The 20,755-nt window shown below is 70.6% G+C and carries 21 protein-coding genes; 15 read left to right on the top strand and 6 right to left on the bottom strand.

Going from position 1 to position 20,755, the window contains the following annotated elements; translation table 11 throughout:
* Positions 1–176: 176 nt before the first annotated feature.
* The 3 genes from OG982_RS15350 to OG982_RS15340 are packed head-to-tail and all read right to left on the bottom strand — an operon-like array spanning position 177 to position 1,752.
* Positions 177–569, bottom strand: a complete 393-nt coding sequence (locus OG982_RS15350) for a DUF4913 domain-containing protein (protein ID WP_266786542.1) — start codon at positions 567–569, stop codon at positions 177–179.
* A gap of 37 nt (positions 570–606) precedes the next feature.
* Entirely contained in the window at positions 607–1,242 is a 636-nt protein-coding gene (locus OG982_RS15345; protein ID WP_266786544.1) for a hypothetical protein, read from the bottom strand.
* A 39-nt stretch (positions 1,243–1,281) separates the two neighbouring features.
* The gene (locus OG982_RS15340) at positions 1,282–1,752 is read right to left on the bottom strand and encodes a hypothetical protein (RefSeq protein ID WP_266786546.1); all 471 of its coding nucleotides are present in this window, start codon (positions 1,750–1,752) and stop codon (positions 1,282–1,284) included.
* A 273-nt stretch (positions 1,753–2,025) separates the two neighbouring features.
* On the opposite strand from OG982_RS15340, the gene OG982_RS15335 reads away from it, so the two are divergent.
* From OG982_RS15335 to OG982_RS15270, 14 genes are all read left to right on the top strand, one after another.
* Positions 2,026–3,741 carry a conjugal transfer protein gene (locus OG982_RS15335; RefSeq protein ID WP_266948720.1) on the top strand — a complete coding sequence of 572 codons (1,716 nt, stop codon included), beginning with the start codon at positions 2,026–2,028 and terminating at the stop codon, positions 3,739–3,741.
* Positions 3,742–3,827: 86 nt separating this feature from the next.
* Positions 3,828–4,088 carry a hypothetical protein gene (locus tag OG982_RS15330; protein WP_266786550.1) on the top strand — a complete coding sequence of 87 codons (261 nt, stop codon included), beginning with the start codon at positions 3,828–3,830 and terminating at the stop codon, positions 4,086–4,088.
* A 103-nt stretch (positions 4,089–4,191) separates the two neighbouring features.
* Complete coding sequence (locus OG982_RS15325; RefSeq protein ID WP_266786552.1) at positions 4,192–4,731, top strand: hypothetical protein; 540 nt, start codon at positions 4,192–4,194, stop codon at positions 4,729–4,731.
* A 7-nt stretch (positions 4,732–4,738) separates the two neighbouring features.
* Positions 4,739–7,744, top strand: a complete 3,006-nt coding sequence (locus tag OG982_RS15320) for an ATP-binding protein (RefSeq protein WP_266948719.1) — start codon at positions 4,739–4,741, stop codon at positions 7,742–7,744.
* A 46-nt stretch (positions 7,745–7,790) separates the two neighbouring features.
* On the top strand, positions 7,791–8,333 hold the full coding sequence (locus OG982_RS15315; RefSeq protein WP_266786556.1) for a hypothetical protein: 543 nt from the start codon (positions 7,791–7,793) through the stop codon (positions 8,331–8,333).
* Between the two features lie 83 nt (positions 8,334–8,416).
* The gene (locus OG982_RS15310; RefSeq protein WP_266786558.1) at positions 8,417–8,935 is read left to right on the top strand and encodes a hypothetical protein; all 519 of its coding nucleotides are present in this window, start codon (positions 8,417–8,419) and stop codon (positions 8,933–8,935) included.
* A 43-nt stretch (positions 8,936–8,978) separates the two neighbouring features.
* Positions 8,979–9,512, top strand: a complete 534-nt coding sequence (locus tag OG982_RS15305; protein WP_266786560.1) for a hypothetical protein — start codon at positions 8,979–8,981, stop codon at positions 9,510–9,512.
* A gap of 132 nt (positions 9,513–9,644) precedes the next feature.
* Positions 9,645–11,906 (top strand): hypothetical protein, encoded by a 2,262-nt coding sequence (locus OG982_RS15300; protein WP_266948718.1) that lies wholly within the window; start codon positions 9,645–9,647, stop codon positions 11,904–11,906.
* A 12-nt stretch (positions 11,907–11,918) separates the two neighbouring features.
* The gene (locus OG982_RS15295) at positions 11,919–12,533 is read left to right on the top strand and encodes a hypothetical protein (protein ID WP_266786564.1); all 615 of its coding nucleotides are present in this window, start codon (positions 11,919–11,921) and stop codon (positions 12,531–12,533) included.
* A 30-nt stretch (positions 12,534–12,563) separates the two neighbouring features.
* Positions 12,564–13,181: a hypothetical protein gene (locus OG982_RS15290; protein WP_266948717.1), complete on the top strand. Its 618-nt coding sequence runs from the start codon at positions 12,564–12,566 to the stop codon at positions 13,179–13,181.
* Positions 13,182–13,186: 5 nt separating this feature from the next.
* Complete coding sequence (locus tag OG982_RS15285; protein ID WP_266786568.1) at positions 13,187–14,209, top strand: hypothetical protein; 1,023 nt, start codon at positions 13,187–13,189, stop codon at positions 14,207–14,209.
* Positions 14,206–14,823 (top strand): hypothetical protein, encoded by a 618-nt coding sequence (locus OG982_RS15280; RefSeq protein WP_266786570.1) that lies wholly within the window; start codon positions 14,206–14,208, stop codon positions 14,821–14,823. Before OG982_RS15285 ends, OG982_RS15280 begins: the two co-directional genes overlap by 4 nt.
* 130 nt (positions 14,824–14,953) lie before the next feature.
* Positions 14,954–16,321, top strand: coding sequence for a WhiB family transcriptional regulator (locus OG982_RS15275; protein ID WP_266786572.1), 1,368 nt, complete (start codon positions 14,954–14,956; stop codon positions 16,319–16,321).
* Between the two features lie 11 nt (positions 16,322–16,332).
* The gene (locus tag OG982_RS15270) at positions 16,333–16,572 is read left to right on the top strand and encodes a hypothetical protein (RefSeq protein WP_266786574.1); all 240 of its coding nucleotides are present in this window, start codon (positions 16,333–16,335) and stop codon (positions 16,570–16,572) included.
* Positions 16,573–16,694: 122 nt separating this feature from the next.
* Here the strand turns inward: OG982_RS15270 and OG982_RS15265 are convergent, their stop codons facing one another.
* Positions 16,695–17,744 (bottom strand): serine hydrolase, encoded by a 1,050-nt coding sequence (locus OG982_RS15265; protein ID WP_266786576.1) that lies wholly within the window; start codon positions 17,742–17,744, stop codon positions 16,695–16,697.
* Positions 17,745–17,889: 145 nt separating this feature from the next.
* On the bottom strand, positions 17,890–19,269 hold the full coding sequence (locus OG982_RS15260; RefSeq protein ID WP_266948716.1) for an aminotransferase class III-fold pyridoxal phosphate-dependent enzyme: 1,380 nt from the start codon (positions 19,267–19,269) through the stop codon (positions 17,890–17,892).
* Between the two features lie 170 nt (positions 19,270–19,439).
* Between OG982_RS15260 and OG982_RS15255 the strand changes: the two genes are divergently transcribed.
* Positions 19,440–20,450: a LuxR C-terminal-related transcriptional regulator gene (locus tag OG982_RS15255; RefSeq protein ID WP_266786580.1), complete on the top strand. Its 1,011-nt coding sequence runs from the start codon at positions 19,440–19,442 to the stop codon at positions 20,448–20,450.
* A gap of 62 nt (positions 20,451–20,512) precedes the next feature.
* On the opposite strand, the gene OG982_RS15250 is transcribed toward OG982_RS15255, so the two are convergent.
* The gene (locus OG982_RS15250; RefSeq protein ID WP_266786582.1) at positions 20,513–20,689 is read right to left on the bottom strand and encodes a hypothetical protein; all 177 of its coding nucleotides are present in this window, start codon (positions 20,687–20,689) and stop codon (positions 20,513–20,515) included.
* Positions 20,690–20,755: the final 66 nt, after the last annotated feature.

The raw sequence follows: 20,755 nt of genomic DNA, 5'->3' as shown, positions 1-20,755 counted from the left end.
CTCAGTCAGGTCGCCGAGACACGGTAGGTGGCGGAACGGCTGCCGGACGGCGCATTTTCCTCACGGGGAAAGGTGAGGAAAATGCGGGGAGGGGGTGAGGAAAACAGCCCGGTTCAGGGGCCGTTGATGAATGTGGGGAATTGGTGAGGAACGCCTCGGGCGTCCTCACCGATCCCTCACGCGGACGCCGAGTCGGGGTCGTACTTCTCCAAGGGGAGCGGCTCGAAGGGATAAACCGTGTGGCCGCCGACTTTGGGCGAACAGGCCGCGAACGGGCCCAGATCCGTGTCCATGAGCACGCGCAGGTGCGGGTCGGCGTGGTGCAGCCACCACGTCGACATGCCGAGGTCCGGTTCGAGTCGCAGATGCTCCCAGGCCAGCCACAGCGCGGAGAGCCGCGCGCCGGCCTCGGGGTGCTCCCACCAGCGGGGGCACCAGGTCGCGGAGGATCCGTTCACCCGGCGGCGCACCATCGGGGAGAGGTACTCGGAGACGAAGGTGAAGACGTCCTCGAAGTACAACTCCACTTCCTCGCCGGACGCCGGGCGCTCTTCGGGACTCGTGGTCATACGCTGCCTTCCTTGGGCAAGTTGCCGGTCGATTCCGTCACGGGCCGGTCTCCGTGAACTCAGCGGGCGGATACACCTCAAGCGAGATGGCCGACCCGCCCGGCATGTCGGTGGTCCAGGTGGGGAAGGTCACGGACTGGGTCAACACGATGAACGGCAGCCCCGGAACACCACTCCCGGGCGCCCAGTAAGCGAAGCGATAGGGCTCGCGGTCGAGCACCCGCTCCTCGCGGTCGGACCAGTACGAGGGATGCGGCGGCTCAGGGAAATCGGCGGCGTCCCAGGCTCCGGTCCACGTGGGAGTCCCGAGCACGCCCTCGGCAGCCCTGAGGTACGCCGGCCACGTTGCGGCCGCTGTGTCGAAGACCGCACTGTTCTCCGCGGCGGCATCGGCCTTCGGCTGCCAAGCCCAGTGCACGAGGCTCGCCAACGGGCTCCACTGGCCGCCCACCCGGTCGAAGAACGTCCAGCTCCCCCCACCCGGCGTCCGCAGGCGCAACTGCCGGTCAAAGGTCAGCGGCTCCCAGCCGTATCGCCCGCACCACTCGGTGAACTCCCCCGACCCGCCCTCGGGCGGGCCCGACCACACCGACGGCCAGTCGTCGACGGCCCGGAGGTTCGCCAGTTCGGCCGCAAGGTCCTGAGGCGTGCGGCCGGTCGTCTCCGTCAGCATCCTCGTCTCCTCGTCCGTGGTGTGTTTGACCGTATCTCGTCAGGAAAGGAAGATCCCCAGCACGAACACGGCGAGCACGATCGCACCCATGATGAGGCGGATTCTCGGATCTTCCCGCTCCCACAGATCGTGGACCACCGTCCAGCCGGTCAGGCGTGCGGCACGGCCGTTGTGGGCGCCTGGGTCCTGTTCCTGCCCTTCCTCCGGCAGCTCGGCGTCCAGGTCGTCCTCGGCCTCGGTGGCGTACAAGGCGTCGGCCCCCGTTACCCCTTGCTGCTCTTGGGCCACCACGACCAGGCCCTCCAGGAGGTCCGGCATGGTGTGCGGGGTGAGGGGGTACGCGACCGTGCCGTGCGGGGTGCGCAGGCAGAGCTTCGCCTGCCATGGGTTGCCCGGCTCGTATCCGACGATCCAGGCGTGTTCGGCTTCCACCACTGGCGGTTGCCCACCGTCGGCGGAGTCGGCGGGGACGGCCGGGTCCTGCCACGGGTGCACGTACTGATCGCTCAACTCTCGTCCTTCGTAAGGTCGGGGGCGCCTGCGCACCCGTAACCCGGGCACAACCCGGCATTGTGACGGAGCGGCAGGGGCATCGCCCCGCCGCCGGCTCCGCTGCTTTCCTCGCGAGGATTCCTCACTCTTTCCTCACCTCTCCCCTCGGGGAAAACCTGGGCGGGAATGTCGGCGCCGTTTGCCACACTGCCGTCCGCACCTGGTCTCGCCAGGGCCCGCCGCACGCCCGACCGGCGGACGGGGATCACACGCGGGGAGAGAACCGAGTCGATGACGGACCACAGCAGTTCTGCTGACGGGGTCGGCGAGGGCCGCCCTGCCGGGCACCCCGCACAGTCCGGTGCCGCGGGCCAGGTCGACTGGCAGTCGGCCCAGGCCCAAGCCCAGTCAGGGGCCGCGCAGCAGGGCCAGCAGGCGCCGGGTCCGTACGGGTACCCCGCCGCGCCCCAGCTCTCCGCGGAGGCGGCCCGCAACCAGGTGGCCGCGGCTTGGGTCCGCGTGGCCCCGCAGTCGGCCAACGTGCCGCCGGGCCAGGCGGCCGTACCGAGTCTTCCGCCGCGCGCGGACCAGCCCGCCGCCGAGTCGAAGAAGGACAAGCGGGAGCAGGCGAAGGCCGATCGCAAGGCGGAGTACGAACGCAAGAAGGCCGTCCGCAAGGCCGAGTACGAGAGCAAGAAGGCCGCGCGCGAGAACCGCAAGGGCGGTGGCGGGACGGCTTCCGTCGTTGCCTCCGCCTCCCCGGTCGCCGCTGCGGCCAACGCCTCCGCATCCGACGCCGCACCCGCACCCGCACCCGCCCGAAGCGGCGCCAAGGGCCCGGACGCCAAGTTCGAGGTGCCGCGCCCCGGCGGCCGGCTGCCCGCGAACGGCCGGAGCATCCACGTCGCCCTGCGCGCGACCCTGTTGATCACCACCTGCGCCTTCGCGCTGGGGTCCTGCGGTGTCATGGGGCTGGTCATGGGCAGGTCCTCCGTCTCCGTCAAGCCCGCCGCCCTGGACAGCCAGGACCTGAGCCGCTACCGGCTCACCGACTTCCCGATCCAGACGGCGGCGGTCTTCGCCGAGGAGTACGCGGCGCTCTGCATGACGTACTCGCCGGAGACCACCGACAAGCGCCGCGAGTCCCTCGCCCGCTACATCTCTGCGGGCGTCGACCGCGACTGCGGCTGGAACGGCCGTGGCAAGCAGGAGGTCAAGCTCGCGAGCTGGGACGGGACCGCCGAGCCGCTTCCCGAGTACGGGAAGAACGGCCGCTACCTCAACGTCCAGGTCACGTACACGAGCGGTCGCACCACCACGCTCTCCGTGCCGGTGTACGTCAAGGACCTCGCCGGCGGCTCCGGGCTGCGGATCGCCGGCAACGTCGGCGAGATGCCACTGCCGATCCGCGACGCCGCGCCCGAGCTGGAGAAGTCCGAGGAGATCGTCGACCAGGAACTCTCCACCCAGCTGAGGGAGCAGGTCCTGGCCGGCTACTTCAAGGCGTGGGCCGCCTCCGACATCACCGCCTTGACCCGGTTCACCACCCCCGACGCCACCCCGGCGGCGGTGTCGGGCCTGGCCGGCGCGTTGACCACACCGGTGGTCCAGGAGGTCCAGGCGCTGGCTCCGGAGGGCACCGAGGCCGGCGACAAGATCACGTACACGCAGGGCCAGTCGGTCCCGGCGCGGGTGACGGTCGTCTGGGGCGGCGGAGGGGCCGATGACGCGAAGACGGCTGTGACCCTCAAGCGCTCGTACCGGGTGACCGTGGTGAACACCGCGCAGGGCTGGTTCATCAAGGACATCCGCGGCGGCGTCATGGACCCGACGGGCGGACGCGCGGACGCTCCGAACACCCCTTCACCGAGCGCTTCCCAGGCCCCCGGGGCAAGCGGCTCGCCCGCCCCGGCCAACTCGTCCTCGCCCGCCCCGGCCAACTCGTCCTCGCCCAAACCGTCCGGCTCGCCGTCGGCCTCGGCCCCGGGCGCCACTCCGGCTTCCTGACACGTCATCCCGTGAAGGCGGTCCACTCACCGCCCCTCACAGCGCACCGCTCACACACGCACCTCACACAGCAAAGGACACACGCCATGTACCTGGCAGCGACGACCCTCGACGGCATGTTCAACAAGATCCAGACCATCCTGGCCGGCCTCGGCGGCACCGTCGCGGCCTGCGCCCTGCTCATCCTCGGCATCCGGATGCTGCTCTCGATGAAGCGCGGCGACGGCATGCGCGAGGCCTTCCAGGGCTTCGGCGTCATCGCCCTGGCCGCCTTCATCATCGGTGGCGCGGCCGGTCTCGCCGGTCTCCTCATCAGCCTCGGCGAGCAGATCGGCGGCAAGGGCTGATCCCGGGATCGGGCCGCGACCGTAGACGCGCGGCCCGCGACCGCGAGCGCGGCCGCCACCGCGACGCGCAGCACGCAACCACGCCAGAGAGGGGGACCGACTGATGACGCAGGACACACCGGACGCACCGGCGCCCATGGTGGCCTACGACCACACGGATCTGCTCAACCGGCCCAAGCGCATCTGGAACTGGGGCAACATCCCGCTTCCCGGTCTGCTCCTGCCCGCCCTGGGCGCCGCCTTCGGCTCCGGCGTGGTGTGGATCGTGGCGCTGCTCTCGATGTCCGCCTTCATACCCTTCCTGGGCCTGTCGATCCTGACGTCGCCCCTGTACCTCGGGCCGCCGGTCGCCGTCTACTTCGTCTGGGGCCGGCCGCTGCCCTCCGCCCTCACCCTCAGCCAGCAAGTGGTGGTGTGGGCCGACTACTGGGTCCAGCCCAAGCGCCTCCAGGGCCTGGCCGCGGACCGCGAGCCGGAGGAACTGCACTGGCAGGTCATCCTCTGGCAGCCGGACGCGCCGCGCTGGCACAAGCGGTACGACGCCGCGCTCGAGACGGCGGCCCGGCACGGCTCGTCCTATGCCGCGTCCGCACCGTCACCGAGCGCACCCGCCGAGACCGCACACTCCGAGACCGCAGGATGACTCCTCCATGTTCGTGCTGATCCTTTTTGGCGGGGCGGTCGCCTTCTTCCTGATCGCCATGCTCCTCGCTGCAACGTCGTCCAAGAAGAACCAAGGTTCCGCCAAGGGCGGTTCCGGCAACAGCAGGTCCGGCTCCTCCGGGAAGTCGGGCGGCGGCTCCTCCCGCAACCAGGCCCCCGCCAAGCGGCGCGAGGAGATGCGGCTGCCCTACCGGTACGCCGACGACATGATCTTCGTCCACGGCGACTCCGTCTGGACCGGCATCGCCCTGCCCACGGCCATCGACGAGTACCTCAACGCCACCGAGCTCCAGGCCATGGCCGAGGCCCCGGCCCGCGCGCTGCTCAACCTCGCCCGCGGTGACCGCAACGTCGAGTGCCACTACCGCAAGGTGTACCGGCCGATCACCGCCCAGGACTGGGCCGAGCAGCTCAACAACGTGGCGTGGGACCCGACCGAGAACTACAAGGCGTACAACTTCCGCAAGGCCGACTACCAGGAGCGCATCGGCGCACTGCGCGAGCGCAACATCCTGCTGGTCAAGCTGGGCTCCATGAAGCGGAAGTCCGGCGACAGCGGCGTGCTCCCCGGCGGCGACGACCCGGTCGAGGAGAGCGGTCTGACCAGCTCGATGCGCGGCGCCGCCGACAAGGCGGCGGCCGGCGCGACGGGCGTGCACGACGAGCACCTGTCGCCGGAGATGCTGGCGCAGTGGACGCAGGTCGCGCGCGAGGTCCACGAGAGCCTCGACGCCCTCGGCGGCACCGCGCTGAGCCGTGAGGAACTGGTCTGGCTGATCCGCAAGCCGCTCCACGGCGACCTGCCGATCCCCGCCGAGCCGGTGCTCGGCAGCCGCGCCTGGGGTCCCGACCAGTTCGACCTGGTCGTCGACTTCTCCGGCGAGAACCGCAAGACGCACATCGTCCTGCACCAGTACGACGAGATGACCGGCGAGCAGCACACCAGCTACACGACGACCCTCGTCGCGGCCAGCTGGCCCATCGAGACCCGCTTCCGCCAGTCCACCGCGTGGGCCCGCTACGCGGCGCAGCACGTCGACTTCCCCGTCGAGATCGACATGCGCTTCACCCTCATCCCGTACCTGAAGTTCCAGGACCGGGCGAAGAAGATCAGCGGCAACCTCGTCGACGAGATGAACGACATGGCCAACTCCGGCCGTGCCCCCGGCACCCAGCTCGCCGCCCAGGTCACCCGTGCCCAGAACCTCGTCGACGACGTCGAGGAACACAAGATGCCGGGCATGGAGGCGCAGATCCGCTTCACCATCTCCGCGCCCGATGTCGCCGAGCTGGAGCGTCGCCGCCGCGTCCTGGAGATGCAGTTCAAGCAGGACCTGAAGGTCACCCTGCTGCGCCCCTCCCGCCAGCAGTGGCGCCTCCTGCAGTCGCAGCTGCCGGGCGACGCGCCCAAGCTGCCGATCGCCCCGTACCTGCGCCTCCAGGAGGTCGAGCAGCTCGGCGCCGGGCTGCCCACCGCGGGCACCGAGCTGGGCGACAACCCCGAGCGCCGGTCCGGCAAGCAGCTCGGCTGGGTGGGCAACCTCGTCGGCTGGGCCGGCAAGACGCCCGTCCACTACTCCCTGCACGTCGGCCCCGCCCGCAACGACGGCGGTGGCGTCGCCATCGTCGGCGCCTCCGGCGGTGGAAAGTCGTCCCTCGCGCTGCAGAAGTTCTACGAGGAGTCGGAGTCGGGCGTGCGCTGCCTGGTCATCGACCCCAAGACCGACTTCGCGCAGCTCTGCTACTACCTGGCCTTCGGCTCCCAGGTGAACGACCCCGAGTTCGCCTACGACGCCGAGACGGGCCTCCTCGGGACCCCGCAGAGCCGCTTCCAGCCGGTCAACCCGGAGTTCTGGGCCGAGACCGAGGTCGTCGACCTCCTCAAGGGCCAGGCCGGCGTCCTCGACCCGTGGGTCATCGCCCGCGACGTCCCCTCCGGCCGGCTGCTCGCCGAGAACATGCTGCGCGGCTTCCTCGGCGACGAGGACTACCAGCGGGTGCGCCTGCCCGTCATCGAGGCCATGGCCACGGTCGTCGGCTGGTACAACTCCGCGATGCGGCAGGCCACCGAGCAGGGCCTGAGCGCCCGCGACGCCGACCGCCAGGTGGCCCGGCCGTCGCTGTGGCAGGTCGTCGACGAGGTCATACGGGCCTACGACGACGCGGTGGCCTCGGGCGACCGCGAGGCCGTCAAGGAGCTCAAGCTCGCCCAGATGCTGCTCACCGAGCTGCGCACCCTGCCGTACGCCCGCCTCGCCTTCGCCGAGAACCCGCAGACGCTGTCCGCGATGCGCAAGCGCCGTACGGTCATCACCCTGCGCGGTTTCCAGTCCCCGGCCGCCTCGGACCCGCGCAGCTGGAACCCGGCCGAGCGGCTGGCGGCGACCGCGCTGATGGCGGTCGTCGAGCTGGGCAGCCAGATGCTCGACGTCGGCTACGAGAAGAACCCGGTGACGGGCGAGATCGGCCTGCGGCCCAAGGCACTGTTCGTCGACGAGGCGTACGTCGTCACCGCGACCGAGAGCGGCCGCGACCTGATGCGGCGCGCGCTCAAGCAGGGCCGTTCGTACCTGGCCGTGATCGTCCTGATCACGCAGCAGGCCATCGACCTCGTGCAGATCGAGGACTCCGAGGCCCGCAGCGGTGGCGCCAACCAGATCCACACCGTCTTCGCCTTCAAGCAGAAGTCCGCCCAGGAGGCCTCGCTGGTGGCGCCGCTGCTCGGCCGGCCCGAGAGCGACGTCAAGGTGTCCAACTCCCTGCAGGAGCTGCGGACGGGTGTCTGCCTCCAGCGGGACGTCGACAAGCGGGTCGGCACGGTCGCGGTGGACCTCGTCTTCAAGGAGATCCTCGCCGCCACGGACACCAACGGCACCACCCGTCCGGGCCGCCAGTCCATCGACCCGCCGCTCAGCGTGTGGGACTGGACCTTCATGCAGGAGGCCGCCCGCGAGGACGCGGCGGCCGAGGCCGAGGCGGCGGCCGCACGTTAGCCGCGCTCCCCCATCCCTTCTTCAACCGCGTACTCCAGGAGTTTTCGTGCGACTGACCAAGACCCTCACCGCCGTGACCGCCGCGGTCGCGCTGACGGCGCTGACCGGCTGCGGAGACGGCGGCGGCCCGCTGGCCGCCCTCGGCCTGCCGAGGGCGGACAACATGGCCGGCGTCGAGAAGATCATCAACGCCCAGGGCGTCTGCCGCGAGCTCGAAGGCGGCACGCAGGACTTCGACGAGGACCTCGCGAAGGTCGCCAAGGACCCTGCCTTCGGGGTCAAGGAGAGCGCGACCTGCGAGGACGACCGCGGCAAGGAGATGCACCTGATGCTCCTGTCCGACATGAAGAAGTTCCAGGAAGCGAACAAGAAGGCCCAGGGCGCGGACGAGGACTTCGACTCGTCCTACCTGATCGGCCAGAACATCGCCATCCTCCCCGAGAGCGACAACGCGGCTCGTGGGCTCGTTGGCGCCAAGTTCGCCGTCATGACGTGCAACCCCAAGCACAAGGAGAAGATCCCCAGCGGCTACAAGAAGGACGAGCCCCTGGTCAAGGGCTGCCTGGTGACCGACTACATCCCCGGGTAACCGGCGTACCTCAGCCATTTCGCTCGCTCTACCCAAGGAACACCATGCGCTTGTCCAGGACCCTCACCGCGACAGCCTCTCTCATGGCGCTCGCTGCCCTGACGGGCTGCGGCGGGGACGGGGAGACCGTCGCCGGAGGCGGTGGCAAGAGCCTGCCGAAGGCGAAGGACGTCGCCGCGATGGAACGCTTTGTCAGCCAGTACGTGACATGCGCCGACGTGGAGACGGAGCTGCCCGAGTACTCGGAGAGCCGCAAGGGGTTCAAGGACGTCCCCAAGGGTGCCGGAGCGGGCGTGAAGGAGCAGGCGTACTGCAAGTCCCAAGGGGGCCCGATCGCTCTGGTGGCCATCTCCGACATGAAGAAGTTCCAGCTGGCGCTCAAGGCGAACGAGGCGGCCGGAAAGGACAGGTATGCGGTCGCCTTGGTCGGGGAGGACTTCGCCGTCGTTCCCACCGGCGGCGACACCATGCTCGCGCTGAAGTCCTCGGGACTGCTCGTGGCGTCGTGCAGCGCCAAATTCAACAGCGAGATCCCCAGCGGCTACACCAAGAACGAAGGCAAGGTCGACGGCTGCGTCATGACGGACTTCATTCCCGGCTAGCCCGCCGAAACCATTTCTCGAACCTCATCCACCAGGAGACACCGTGCGACTTCCCAAGGCCCTCACCACCGCCGCCACCGCCGTCGTCGCGCTGACGGCGCTGACCGGCTGCGGCAGTGACGCGAAGGACGACGGCCTCGGCCTTCCTTCGGCGGGTGACCTCGCCTCCGTCGAGAAGTTCGTCAACCAGCACGCCCAGTGCAACAACCTGCGGACGAAGAAGGCAGAGGGGACGGAAGGCATCCTGACGGACGAGGCCAAGGACCCGGCCTGGGCCATCAAGGAGCGCGGGGTCTGCAACGACGCCGACGGCGACATCGTCACCCTGCTGGCGATCTCCGACATGGCGAAGTTCCAGGCGGCCAATCACAAGGCCGCTCAGGACGGCAAAGTCGTCAACGTACTGGCCGGCAAGGACTTCGCGGTCGTCGCCGTGGGCGGCGACTCCGGCAAGAAGCTGATGGATGCCGGACTGCTGCTCCTCACCTGCGCGAGCAACTACGAGATCCCGAGTGGCTACAAGAAGCACGGGGGACTGGTCGAAGGCTGCGTCCTGACGGACTACCGCCGTTCCTAGCCGGCAACTGCCCACACCCCTCCGCCGTGGAACTCCCGAAGGAAGCCGATGTTCGTGCGCCCTAGCGCCAAACCGCGCGCAACCGCCGCCAATCCGTCGCTCCGCGACCGGGTGAAGGGAGCAGGCCGTGTCGTGCGCGCCGGCGTCTTCCTCGTCCTCACCCTGTTCGCCCTGTCGTTCGCCGTGCCCAGCACGGCGTACGCCAAGGACTTCGGGTGCTATTTCACCGGCGACGACAGCTACAGCCTGGACAGCCCGGGAGCCAGCGGCGAGTTCCTCATACCGGCTGTCAACCAGTGGGAGAACAAGGAAAAGCGCGCCAAGAACCTCAATGACACGACGGGGATGATCACCGGCGCGGTCAGGATGCCGGACCCCCCTGAGAATTACACCCTGTACGAACTCAACGGCATGCGCGGCATGAACTGGTCGAGCACCTACAGGGGCACGGGCAACGCCGCCCAGTCCAACGGCACGGACGGCAGCGGCGCCGATCACTGCTCGGTCATGGACATGGTCAACAATGGCGTGGCCAACATGGTCTTCATGGGCACCAAGTACCTGGCCCGGTCCGCCATCTCCATCAAGGAACTGGCGTCCAACCCGAGTCCGCTCAGCGGTCTCTACGAGGGTCGCAACAGCGCCGTGGACAACCTGAAGAACCACGTCTTCGTGCCTGCCGTCCCCGTCATGATCACGCTCACGGGCCTGTGGGTGTTCACCAAGTGGCGCAAGGGCGACATGCGTGAGGCATGGGCGGGCGTGGGCTGGGCGGCCCTGACGACGATCGCCGTCGTGGTGCTCCTGACCGGAGGCAACTACCGCCAGGTCATCAACGAGGCGGACGCGGGTATCGCCGAGGTCAACTCGGCGCTGTCCGAAGTGGTGCTGGCGGGGGCCTCTGGCAAGCCACAGCCTCCCTGCGACCTTCAGGCGGGGGACAACCGGGGCCTGCGCATATCCAGCTGCTCGATGTACGACACGCTCGTGTTCCGCCCCTGGGCCCTGGGTCAGTTCGGTGAACACGGTGCGAACTGCATCTTCAAAAAGGGCGGCGGCTCGATCAACAACGGCGAGTGCGTGCCGAAGGGCGGTGTCACCTGCAACTGGGGCAAGGGCGCTCGCTGTGAGGACGTCCGGGTCCGGCAGGCGGTGTCACAGTCGCGGACCAACAAGGACGTGTTCCCCGGGGCGGACGGCGCGGCGAAGATGGTCAGCCGCGAGGACAAGGAAGTCAAGGAATGGATGCCCATCCGCCAGGACATGGCGGGCGGCCCGAACAAGGGAATGCCCGGTGACTTCGAGGACCAGAGGATCTACCCGGTGTCCTTCGACGAATGGGCCGGGAAGAACGCCGGGTCCCGTGTGGGGCTCGCCGTCTACTCGGTGGTCGCCGCGCTGATCGTGGGCATCATGGTGATCGTGCTCAGTGCGCTCACTCTGCTGTGGCACGCCGTGACCCTCATCATGATCATCATGCTGCCGCTGATCGCCACGCTGGGCATCCATCCTTCGCAGCAGAAGCTGTTGAAGGGCTGGCTGCAGACGTTCATCCACAGCTTCGTCCTCAGGGCGGGCTTCGGCGTCATCCTGACCGTGCTGCTCGTGCTCTACCAGATGATCCTGCCCGCCCAGATCTCGATCGGCATGCAGCTGCTGATGCTGCTGCTGGTCACGGTCGCCGTCGTGATGATGCTGAAGAAGCTGCTCTCGGGTGCCTACAGCCCGCAGATCGCCGGGGCGGAGGATGCTCTGGGCGTCGGGGACATGGCGAACACCGTGGGCGGCAAGCTGGGCCAGTACGCCCCCGCCGCCGCCAGAGGCGTGGCGAAGACGACCGGCCGTGTCGCCGGAAAGGCCGCGGTCGGCGTGGGGAAGGCCACGATGACCGGCGTGGGGAAGGCCACGATGGCCGGCGTACGGCGCTACGACAACAAGAAGAAGGACGGCCGGTGGCAGAGGGAAGGCAAGATCGCCACCGCCCCTCCCTCCAAGCGCGAACAGCGCAAGAGCGCGCTCGAGGCGGCCGAGGTCCAGAAGGAGCAGTACGCGGCGGCCAAGGAGGCGCAGCAGGAACGGGCAGAGCGCAACCGTGTCAGGATCCCGCCGCCGCCCGGGCCCACGCCGGCCGCACCCGAGCCGAGGCCCCGGACGCAGCCGTCGACATCGACGCCCGCTCCGGCGTCGACGCCCGCAGCCGCGCCCGCCGTGCCGCAGCAGCAGGCCCCCCAGCCCACCGGCGGACGGGCCAACGCCCCCGATCCCAGTCCGGCGCGGCAGCAGCCGCGGCCGCCTGCGGTGCCCGATCCCCGAACCAGGCCGACACCGCCCACGCAGCCGACACCGCCGACGCCTCGGTCGTCGGGCGATGACGGTGGCCGGTTGTCCCGCTAGGAAGGCCCGAGCATGGCAAGCGTCATCGCCGACCACACGCCGCAGGAGCTCGCCGCCGAGCTGGGCGCGCTCCTGCGGGTGGACTGGCGCGCCGTATGGCCGGGGATACCGGCGGACGACGCGGAGCGCGGCGATTGGTGTGCGCGTTTCGGCTGGCAGCCGCTGTGGCCGGAGTCGGGTCTGTGGGTGCGTACGCGCCGGGGCGGCCGCCTGCACCTGGCCGCCTCCGGCCGGCCCGTGACCTCCGCGTCGTACGCCGTCTGGAAGGTCAGGGCGGAGCCGTCGGTGGAGGGCACGGGCCTCATGGAGGTCGCCCTCGACCGCTACGCGGCCTGCCTCGACCGGATGATCCCCGCACTGGGCGCGCCCGGCTGGGAGGGTGCCTGGGACAGGCCCGACTTCCCGGAGCCGCCCGCCCCCGGCCGGTGGGGCGACGCCGAGGCGCGGTTGGAGCAGCAGGCCCCGTACCGGCTCGCCCAGTGGAGCTTCGCCAACCCGCTCGCCCCGGTGATCGTGCTCGATCTGCACTGCCGGGCCGGCCTGGGCGCGGGGGGTGGGACGATCGCTCTGACCTTCCACGGGCCGGCCGACCCCGATCCGGTCGCCGGCCCCGGCTGGCTGCTGTGACGAACGAGACGCGAGAAAAGAGATAGCGACATGGGCACTCCATTCGAGCCGCCGGTGGACCGCACGCCGCAGGAGCTGGCCACCGAGCTGCGCGGGCTGGCCGACGTGCACTGGGAGACGGTGTGGAACGGCCCGCCCCTTCCGGGGCAGGGCCTGGACATGTGGTGCGCCCAGTTCGGCTGGACGCCGACCCAGTTCGAGTACGTGCTCAACGTGGTCACCGACACCGGTGGCGAAATGACCCTGAACGCACAGGGCGGCAGCTGGGCGCCCGTCCAGAGCCTCCGTCACTGGGTGTGGGGAGCGTCGGCCGAGACGCCGGAGGGCAATCCCCAGGTGCTGGCCGAGGCCGACCAGGCCTGGCCGCTCTACCGCGACGCCGTGTCCTCGGTGCTCGGCGAACCGGCCTGGGAAGGCGCCTGGGACTCCGCCTCCTTCCCGAACGAGCTCGGCGAGTACGCGATCCCCCGCGAGGCGGACCGGATCGAGGAGAAGGACCCCTACCACATGGCCTACTGGGAGCTCGCCGCTCCGACGGGCGCCCTCGTGAGTCTGCGCATCACGCCGGCCCTGGGTACCGCTGACGGCTCCGATGCCGGAGTGGTCAACATGAGCCTGCGGGTCTATCCCCGTCCTCTGGAGGTCTGACAGCGGTGAGCCCGGAACCGATACCGAAGTACATCGAGCAGGGGGCCCTCCGACGGGCGAACGCCCGGGAAGAGGCGGCCGTTGAGGCCAGGCGCGACCCGAAGAGCGTGGCGCGGCGCATCAAGGCCGTCGCCAAGGCTGCGGGAATGACGCCGAAGGCCTACATCGACGGATTGGCCACAGACAAGGGGAAGCTCACTCCGCCCGACGGGACGAAGCCGATCAGTGCCTTCTGGTCGTTCGGCGTCGAGCACCCGGACGCGCCGCTGAACGACTGGAAGCAGCCGTTCCTGTCCCAGCGCTTCATCGCGGAGGAGTGGGCGGAGCAGCGGAACAAGACCACTCCCGGCGCCGCACAGACGCTGGAGACCACCCAGGCCGGTCGTGAACTCGACGACATGTTCCTCTGGGAAGACGGAGTCCTCGAAGCCCTCGGTGGCGAGAAGGCTGGCTTCGAGGCCGGCTACGCCAAGGCCACCTGGAAGCAGATCTCCGGGACGTACGCCGAGCTGGCCGAAGGCCGGGTGGTCGTCTTCGGGCAGAGCGCCGACACCCGGTCGATCCTCCACCAGCAAGAACTGGGCTCCCTCTGCGACAACCCCAACGTCGGCCTGCGCAACATCCACTTCGCCTACGAGCCGGATCAGAAGTGGCCGGAAGTGACCCGGGCCGAGGCCGGTACCGACGCCGTGCGCGCCGTCGCGCAGTTCAACGATCCGACCCTGCCTCGCTACATCGACCCGCAGGGCTTCGCGACCGCCGCCCCCGAGGCCCGCAAGGCTCAGATCGACAAGATCATGGAGAGCGTCGCACCGGCGCAGGCGGCGGCCGAGGCCGTCAAGGCACCCGAGCTGCAGGCCCCGCCGAAGAGCGTGCGGACCCCGCTCTGGCAGGTGGGCTTCAAGCCGCCGCGCACGACCACCCGGCCCGCACCCGCCGCACCCGCCGGACCGGCCGCCGGTGCCGGGCACGCGGCCGCGCCGGTCCACGCACCGCGACCCGCCACAGGTATGGACGGTCCGGCATGATCCCTCGCCCCTCCCTCGACTCCGTACGTCGGTTCCTGCGCCAGGAGCGCGACGACGCGTGGGCCGTAAAGCTGCTCCGCCGGATCGTCTTCGGGCTGGCCGGCGCGTACACGCTGTTCATGCTCGCCTCGTCCAGCATGGCCTCGTTCGTCACCGTCTCCGGGCTGCTGGTCCTCTCCGCGATGCTCTGGCTGCTGCGTCGGCGCGGGCAGTTGCTGCTCGCGCTCGCCTCGACGGTCGTCACCGTCGCGATGACCGGGTACCTGGCGGCCGCCGGGGACATGGCGCGCGGGTCGGCCAGTGGGATGTTCAGCGGTCAGGCCGTGTTCGGCTACTGGGCGCTCGCCGGGATGGTGCTGCTGGGCGCCTGGATGGTCAAGGAGCACCCCGGGCGGCGGGGCGTCACCGTGGTGATGGGCGACATGCTGCTGGTCGTCGTCTCCGGGGTGGGGATGCTCCTGCCGCCCGCCGCCGTTCCGCTCGGGTTCCTGTGCACCGTCGGGTTGTTGGCGGCGCGCGGGGGCGGGCTCGCCGTGGTGCGCCGGCGGGTGGGGCAGGTGAAGGGCCTGAGGGCCCGTCGGGCCGCGTCGGCCGCCGATTCGGACGCACGGTGAGGTAATGGCCGGTCAGTTTCCGTCCGATGCGCGAGAGTCCCTTCACTTGGGACGGCTTTGCCGTTGCCAATTCGCTTGTTCTAGAGTCCCCGGTGGTTACAGATCACATCGGGGGACTTCTTCCATGGCGATGACAGCACACAGAACCCTGCCGGGATCCATACAACCGGCCACCACCACAGCCCTGCCCTGCCAACGGCGACCGGACATATTCGGACAGCCCCTCCTGGAGAACCCGCCCGCGGGGACTCCCGAACTCCCTTTCCAGACCCGCCGGAGCCAGGCGCTCGCCCACGCCGCCCGGCAGCTCTGCTCCTCCTGCCCGCTGTGGGCGGAGTGCCTGCAGACCTTCGTCGTCCGGTCCGATCCGGGTGGCTACGCCGCCGCCACCACCGAGCAGGAGCGGCGCTGGATCCGCAGGCGACTGGGCATCGGCGACAGCCAGGGACGTCTGACATCCGCGGTCGTCGCCGCCGTCGCGGCAGGTGACATGATCGAGGCCAACGCCGTACTGGACGCCTTCAGCGCCCTCCAGGAGCACCGGACGCGCCGGCCGTCCCATCCGGCCAGGGGATCGCTGGTGGCGGCGCGGCAGGACCCGGCACAGCGCTTCCCGGCACACCGCCGCCAGCGCGTCAACACAGACGAGGTATCGACGATGGCCGCCCCGGCCCCGGCAGGCGAACGGATCACCTACTCGCTCGGTGATCCGGCTCTCGCCATACAGAAGACCGTGCTCGGTCCGCTGGCGCACGCCACGCTGCTCATCCTCAGGGTCACCGAGCAGCTCGCGGGGATGCTCGCGCACACCCCGTCCGCCGCGCCGACGCCCGAACTCCTCGTCGCCGTGGGACAGACCCGCCTGAGCCTGGAGTCGTGGCGCACGGCGGCCGGCGACGACGACACCGCGTACCCGGCCGCGGCCGCGGACAGCAGCCTGACCGGGTCCGTCAGCATCGAGCTCGCGACCAGCGACCCCGTCGCCGCACTGCGCCAGGACATCTTCGAACCCCTGCTGCGCCGCCTGGCGGACTCGCTGCGCCGCGTCGAGGCCATCACGGCGGTGCTCGTTACCGCCCCCGACAGCACGTCCCCGGGCGGCGTCCCGCACGGCCCCGAGCTGGCGTCCGTACTCTCCTCGGTGCGCGAGCTCGGCTCCCGGCTGGAGCAGTACGAGGTCCTCGCGCCCCGCTTCCAGGACCCCGCCGGGAGCCACCACGACGTCCCGCAGGGCGCCACCGCGAGCGCGAGCGGGCTCGCCTCCTGGACCACCCCCAGCCTGCGCCGGGCCGTGGAGACGGCGGTGGCCTCCTTCCCCGGCCACTTCACCGGCCAGGACGTGGTGCGGGCCCTGCCGCCCGGCGCGTACCAGGACTCGGCGAAGTCGGTCAGCAACGCCCTGTCCGCCATGGTCAAGTCAGGCCGGCTGCGGCGGGTCTCGCGCGGTACGTACACCGCGAACCCCCCGTCCGCCGGCGAAGCCGCCCCGAACACCTGAAAGGCCGCGCCTTGCAGCCCACCTATCCGGCCGCCGAAGTCCGCGTCTTCTCCCACCACGCGGGCCTGATCGACGGCGTTCCCGTGACCGCCCCGCCCTTCGGCGACATCCAGGACGTCGTGATCGGCATCCTCCAGCAGCGCGCCCAGCAGCTCGGCGCGCCCACCCCGGCGGTCATCACCGACGACCGCTACGGCGGCGCGATCCGGCTGCTCATCCACCCCGACGGCAGGACCGAGCCGCTGGACTGAGGCCGGGCTGGACCTCCGGACCGGATCCCGGACCGGATCCCGGACCGGATCCCGGACCGGATCCCGGACTGACCGGTCGGGATGCCGCGCGGCCACCACGATCGCTCCCGCAAACTCCCAGGTCAGGCGGTGGCACAGAGCGTCTTGAGCGCGCGCTCGCGCAGCGGGGCGATCCGGGTGCGGGAAGCGGCGTTGTGCACGGCGTTGGTGGTGACGGCCACGTAGCGGCCGGTGCCCGGGGCGAGGTGGAGGCTGGTGCCGGTGAAGCCGTGGTGGTAGGCGACGGCGCCGTCCGCGGCCAGGATCCAGCCCAGCCCGCGGTGCAGGCCCGGCTCGATCTCGGCCTGCGGGACCAGGCCGGCACGGAACCACTCGTCGCCGGCGAGCAGGTGCTCGGCGTACGTGGCGAGGTCGGCGGCCGGCGCGAAGACCCCGGCGTGCCCGGCGACGCCGCCCATCGTGGCGGCGTTCTCGTCGTGGACGACCCCCCACACCCGGTCGTGGCCGTCGCGCTGCTCGGTCGGCGCGACGTGGGGCGACTGCTCCAGCGGGCCGTAGGCGGTGCCGCCCATGCCCAGCCCGGCCCACAGCGCGGCCGCGAGCCCGTCCAGCGGCTCCCCGTGGACGTGGGCGAGGGCGATGCCGAGCAGGATGAAACCGCGGTTGACGTACCGGTGGGTGCCGGGGAGCGTCTCCATGGGCTCGTGGCAGATCAGCTCGTACAGGGGGCGCTCGGTCAGGTCGTAGAGGTCGAGGCGGGTGGACGCGCGCAGGCCCGAGGTGTGCGAGAGCAGCTGCCGTACGGTGGCCTGCCCGCCCGGCGTCCGGCCCTCCATAGGCGGCAGGAACTCCCTTACGGGGGCGTCGAGGTGGAGCAGCCCGGCGGACACGGCGCGGCCGACGAGCGGAACCGTGGCCGTGACCTTCGTCAGGGACGCGATGTCGTAGACCGTGTGCTCGTCGGGAGCCTTCGGGTTGGTGTACGGGGAGACGATCCCGGCCGTCAGGACGGTGCGGTCGCCGGCGGCCGTACCGCAGACGACGACGCCTCCCGGGGTGGCGCCGTCGGCCACGATCTCGCCGAGCGCGTCGCGCAGCCCGTGGATCTCGGCGGTGGTGAACGGTACGGCCTGGCTCATCTGTGCCTCCGGTTCGGTGGTGTTCCCGGTCACGGCACTAGCCTGTCCAAACCGCCGCCCGCGCGGCCGGAGCCGCGCCGGACGGCGCCTCACGGTCGCGCTCTACCGCGCCACCCCGCCGCCGGGAGCGGCGGTGTGTGCGGCGGTCATGTCCCTCTGTCCTTTTCTCTGCGGCGCGCTACGCGGCCGGCGTCCGGGACGCGAAGGTGCGCAGCACCTCGTCCAGGCCCTCGTGGATGAGCGCGAGCTCCGCTTCGGTCGTGATCAGGGGCGGGTGGAGGGCCAGTACGTCCTTGGCCATGCCGGTACTGGCGAGGAGCAGGCCGGGCTTCCCGGTCGCGGCCCGGTCCGTGGCGATCGCGCGCAGCTGCGGCGCGTACGGTCCGCTCAGCTCCAGCCGGGCGACCGCGCCCACGACCTGGACGGCCGCGATGACGGGGTGGTCGGCTGCGAGGGCCTCGGCCATGGAGGTCAGGCGGGCGGACAGTGCCCGGACCGCCCCCTCCCGGTCGTCCCAGGCCTCGTAGCGGTCGAGGACGGTGTCGACGACGGCGAGCGACCACGGGTTCGCGGCGTAGGTGGAGGAGTGGGTGCCGGGCGGGAACACGTCGGGGGCGGCGAGCGGCTCGCGGGCCCAGACGCAGGAGAACGCGGAGAGGCCGTTGGTGAGCCCCTTGCTGGCCACGATGATGTCCGGCTCGATGCCGTGGAGCTGGAACCCCCACTCGGGGCCGGTGCGGTACATGCCGGTGAAGATCTCGTCGACGACGATGAGCGCGCCCAGCGAGCGGAAGTGGTCGACGAGCCGGCGCAGGTGGTCGCTGTCGGGCAGCGCCATGCCACCGACGTTCAGAAGGGGTTCGAGGATGAACGCGGCCAGCGGCACGGGGGACCCGGCCGCCGGGACCCCGGTGACCGACTCCCGTCCCGGCCGGATCGCCGACTCGGCGCAGGCCGGGTTGCAGCCGCTCGCGGTGCGGTGCGGGCAGCGGCGGCAGTCGGGGTAGGGCAGCCGGACGACGTCGAGGGAGCCGCTGCCGAGCAGCTCCCGGTAGCGGGCGTCCGCGCTCAGCTGCGCGGTGTAGGGGCTGCGGCCGTGGTAGCTGCCCTGGAAGGTGACCACGGGGCCGTTGCCGCGGTTGGCGGCCACGATCCGCATGGCCAGTTCCATGCCCTGGGCGCCGCCGAGCTCGAAGGCGACGCGGCCCGCGGCGCCCGTCGCGGCCTCGAACCGGTCGGCGAGGCGGCGGCTTACCCGGAGCCGCAGAGCGGACTCGCAGAAGGACGGCAGGGTGGGCACGGCGGCGACGCGGCGGGCGGCCTCGGTGGCCAGGGCGGCGTCGAATCCCAGTCCGGCCGTTCCGTTCGCCGCCTCGGCGTCGAGGTAGACGCGCCCTTGGTCGTCGTGGAGCCGGATGCCCTCGGCGCGGACGAAGACGGGTGCCGGGTCCCACCGGTAGGTGAAGTCCCCGCCGGACAGGAAGGCCGGGACGGAGGCGTGGGCGGCCGGGACGGCGGCGTGGACAGGGGGCTGCTGTGTGATGTGGGGCATGGTCATCAGCCGAATCATTGTCCGGCCGCGATGAGTGATCTATACCTGTCGGGGCCCGGATGCTGCAATGCAACTTCCGGAACCTCTGGCGAATTTCGATCGTCATTGGTACAGGGGGGGAACAGGGGGAGGAAAAGATGCGCAAAAGTGGCCTTGACCAGCCAAAAGAGCACGATTTGGAAGCCGACGGAGAGGAGCTCTATCGTCTGTCGGTCCGTCAGAACATACTGCGTCCGGCCATCGCGAGCGAGGTGCTGGGGTGGAGCGCGGAGCGGACGGCGACGGCCGTGGAGCGGCTGTGCAAGTACCGGCTGCTGGTGCCGCTGCAGGGGGATGACGGGAGCTTCGGAATCTCCACTCCGCGGGACGCGGTCTCGCACCTGCTGGCGCCGCTGAACACCCAGATCGAGCAGCTGGAGCACGAGGTCTCCGAGGTCCGTACGGAGTTCACGCGCTATCAGAAGGTGTACGCGGACGCGGAGTACGGACCGGACTACGGCCGGGAGTTCCGCGAGTTCGTCGGCATCGAGGCCATCAACGCCGAGCTGGAGTCGATGGCCGGGCAGTGCCAGGAGGAGGTGCTCACGGCCCAGCCGGGAGGGGGCCGCAGCGCCGAGAGCCTCGCCGCGGCCTGGGGGTCCACGCAGTCCATGCTGGAGCGCGGCGTCCAGATGCGGACGGTCTACCAGCACTCCGCCCGGTTCAATCCGGCCACCCGCAAGTACGTGAACAAGGTGGTCCGGGCGGGCGGCGCCGTCCGCACGCTCGACGAGTTCTTCGAGCGGCTGATCATCTTCGACCGCAAGGTGGCGTTCATCCCGGCGCGCAGCGACCGGCAGATCGCGATCGCCGTGTACCAGCCCGCGGTGGTGGACTTCCTGGTCGGCGCCTTCGAGCGGGCCTGGATGCTCGCCGCCCCGTTCTCGGCGCAGAACCGGGCACCGGAGGTGCAGCACATGCTGTCCGACATCCGGCTGTCCATCGTCAAGCTGCTCGCGGAGGGGGAGACCGACGAGAGCATCGCCCGCCGGATGGGGGTGAGCGTGCGGACGTGCCGGACCCACATCTCCAAGATCTACGAGGAGCTGGGCGCGCGGAGCCGCTGCGAACTGGGCGTCCTCATCGAGCGTTCCGGGCTGCTGGAGTCGCCGGGCCCCGACTCCGGGCCCGGCGAGCCCTCCCTCTGAGGAAAGGCCGGCGGAAGGGGACGCCGACGGCATGGGGTGCCGTCGGCGTCCCCCGCTCGGGATCAGTCCCAGCGGATGTCCCCGGGCGCCGCGAACCCCGTGACCACGGCCGGCTCGGAGACGACCGCGGCGCCGTCGGCCTGGACGCGGGCAGGTGCCTGCTGCCCGGCCTGGACGCAGATCAGGGCGAGTGCGGCGGTGGCGACAGCGAGGGAAAGCCGACAAGTGTACGAGAACATGAGGGGCACTCCACTTTGGCAAAAATCTTTGGCGAATTCTCTTCGCCGTGCGGATCCCCACAGTCA

The sequence above is a fragment of the Streptomyces sp. NBC_01551 genome (genome assembly GCF_026339935.1).
Lineage (GTDB): Bacteria > Actinomycetota > Actinomycetes > Streptomycetales > Streptomycetaceae > Streptomyces.
Note: the sequence above shows the minus strand (reverse complement) of the source record. Positions and strands in the feature narration are given on the sequence as shown.

What these genes read in the sequence shown, in the direction of transcription:
- OG982_RS15250 (WP_266786582.1), bottom strand. Translation starts at nt 20,689, where the DNA reads ATGTTCTCGTACACTTGTCGGCTTTCCCTCGCTGTCGCCACCGCCGCA.
- OG982_RS15295 (WP_266786564.1), top strand. Translation starts at nt 11,919, where the DNA reads ATGGCAAGCGTCATCGCCGACCACACGCCGCAGGAGCTCGCCGCCGAG.
- OG982_RS15320 (WP_266948719.1), top strand. Translation starts at nt 4,739, where the DNA reads ATGTTCGTGCTGATCCTTTTTGGCGGGGCGGTCGCCTTCTTCCTGATC.
- OG982_RS15280 (WP_266786570.1), top strand. Translation starts at nt 14,206, where the DNA reads ATGATCCCTCGCCCCTCCCTCGACTCCGTACGTCGGTTCCTGCGCCAG.
- OG982_RS15275 (WP_266786572.1), top strand. Translation starts at nt 14,954, where the DNA reads ATGACAGCACACAGAACCCTGCCGGGATCCATACAACCGGCCACCACC.
- OG982_RS15290 (WP_266948717.1), top strand. Translation starts at nt 12,564, where the DNA reads ATGGGCACTCCATTCGAGCCGCCGGTGGACCGCACGCCGCAGGAGCTG.
- OG982_RS15335 (WP_266948720.1), top strand. Translation starts at nt 2,026, where the DNA reads ATGACGGACCACAGCAGTTCTGCTGACGGGGTCGGCGAGGGCCGCCCT.
- OG982_RS15310 (WP_266786558.1), top strand. Translation starts at nt 8,417, where the DNA reads ATGGCGCTCGCTGCCCTGACGGGCTGCGGCGGGGACGGGGAGACCGTC.
- OG982_RS15345 (WP_266786544.1), bottom strand. Translation starts at nt 1,242, where the DNA reads ATGCTGACGGAGACGACCGGCCGCACGCCTCAGGACCTTGCGGCCGAA.
- OG982_RS15350 (WP_266786542.1), bottom strand. Translation starts at nt 569, where the DNA reads ATGACCACGAGTCCCGAAGAGCGCCCGGCGTCCGGCGAGGAAGTGGAG.
- OG982_RS15325 (WP_266786552.1), top strand. Translation starts at nt 4,192, where the DNA reads ATGACGCAGGACACACCGGACGCACCGGCGCCCATGGTGGCCTACGAC.
- OG982_RS15330 (WP_266786550.1), top strand. Translation starts at nt 3,828, where the DNA reads ATGTACCTGGCAGCGACGACCCTCGACGGCATGTTCAACAAGATCCAG.
- OG982_RS15260 (WP_266948716.1), bottom strand. Translation starts at nt 19,269, where the DNA reads ATGACCATGCCCCACATCACACAGCAGCCCCCTGTCCACGCCGCCGTC.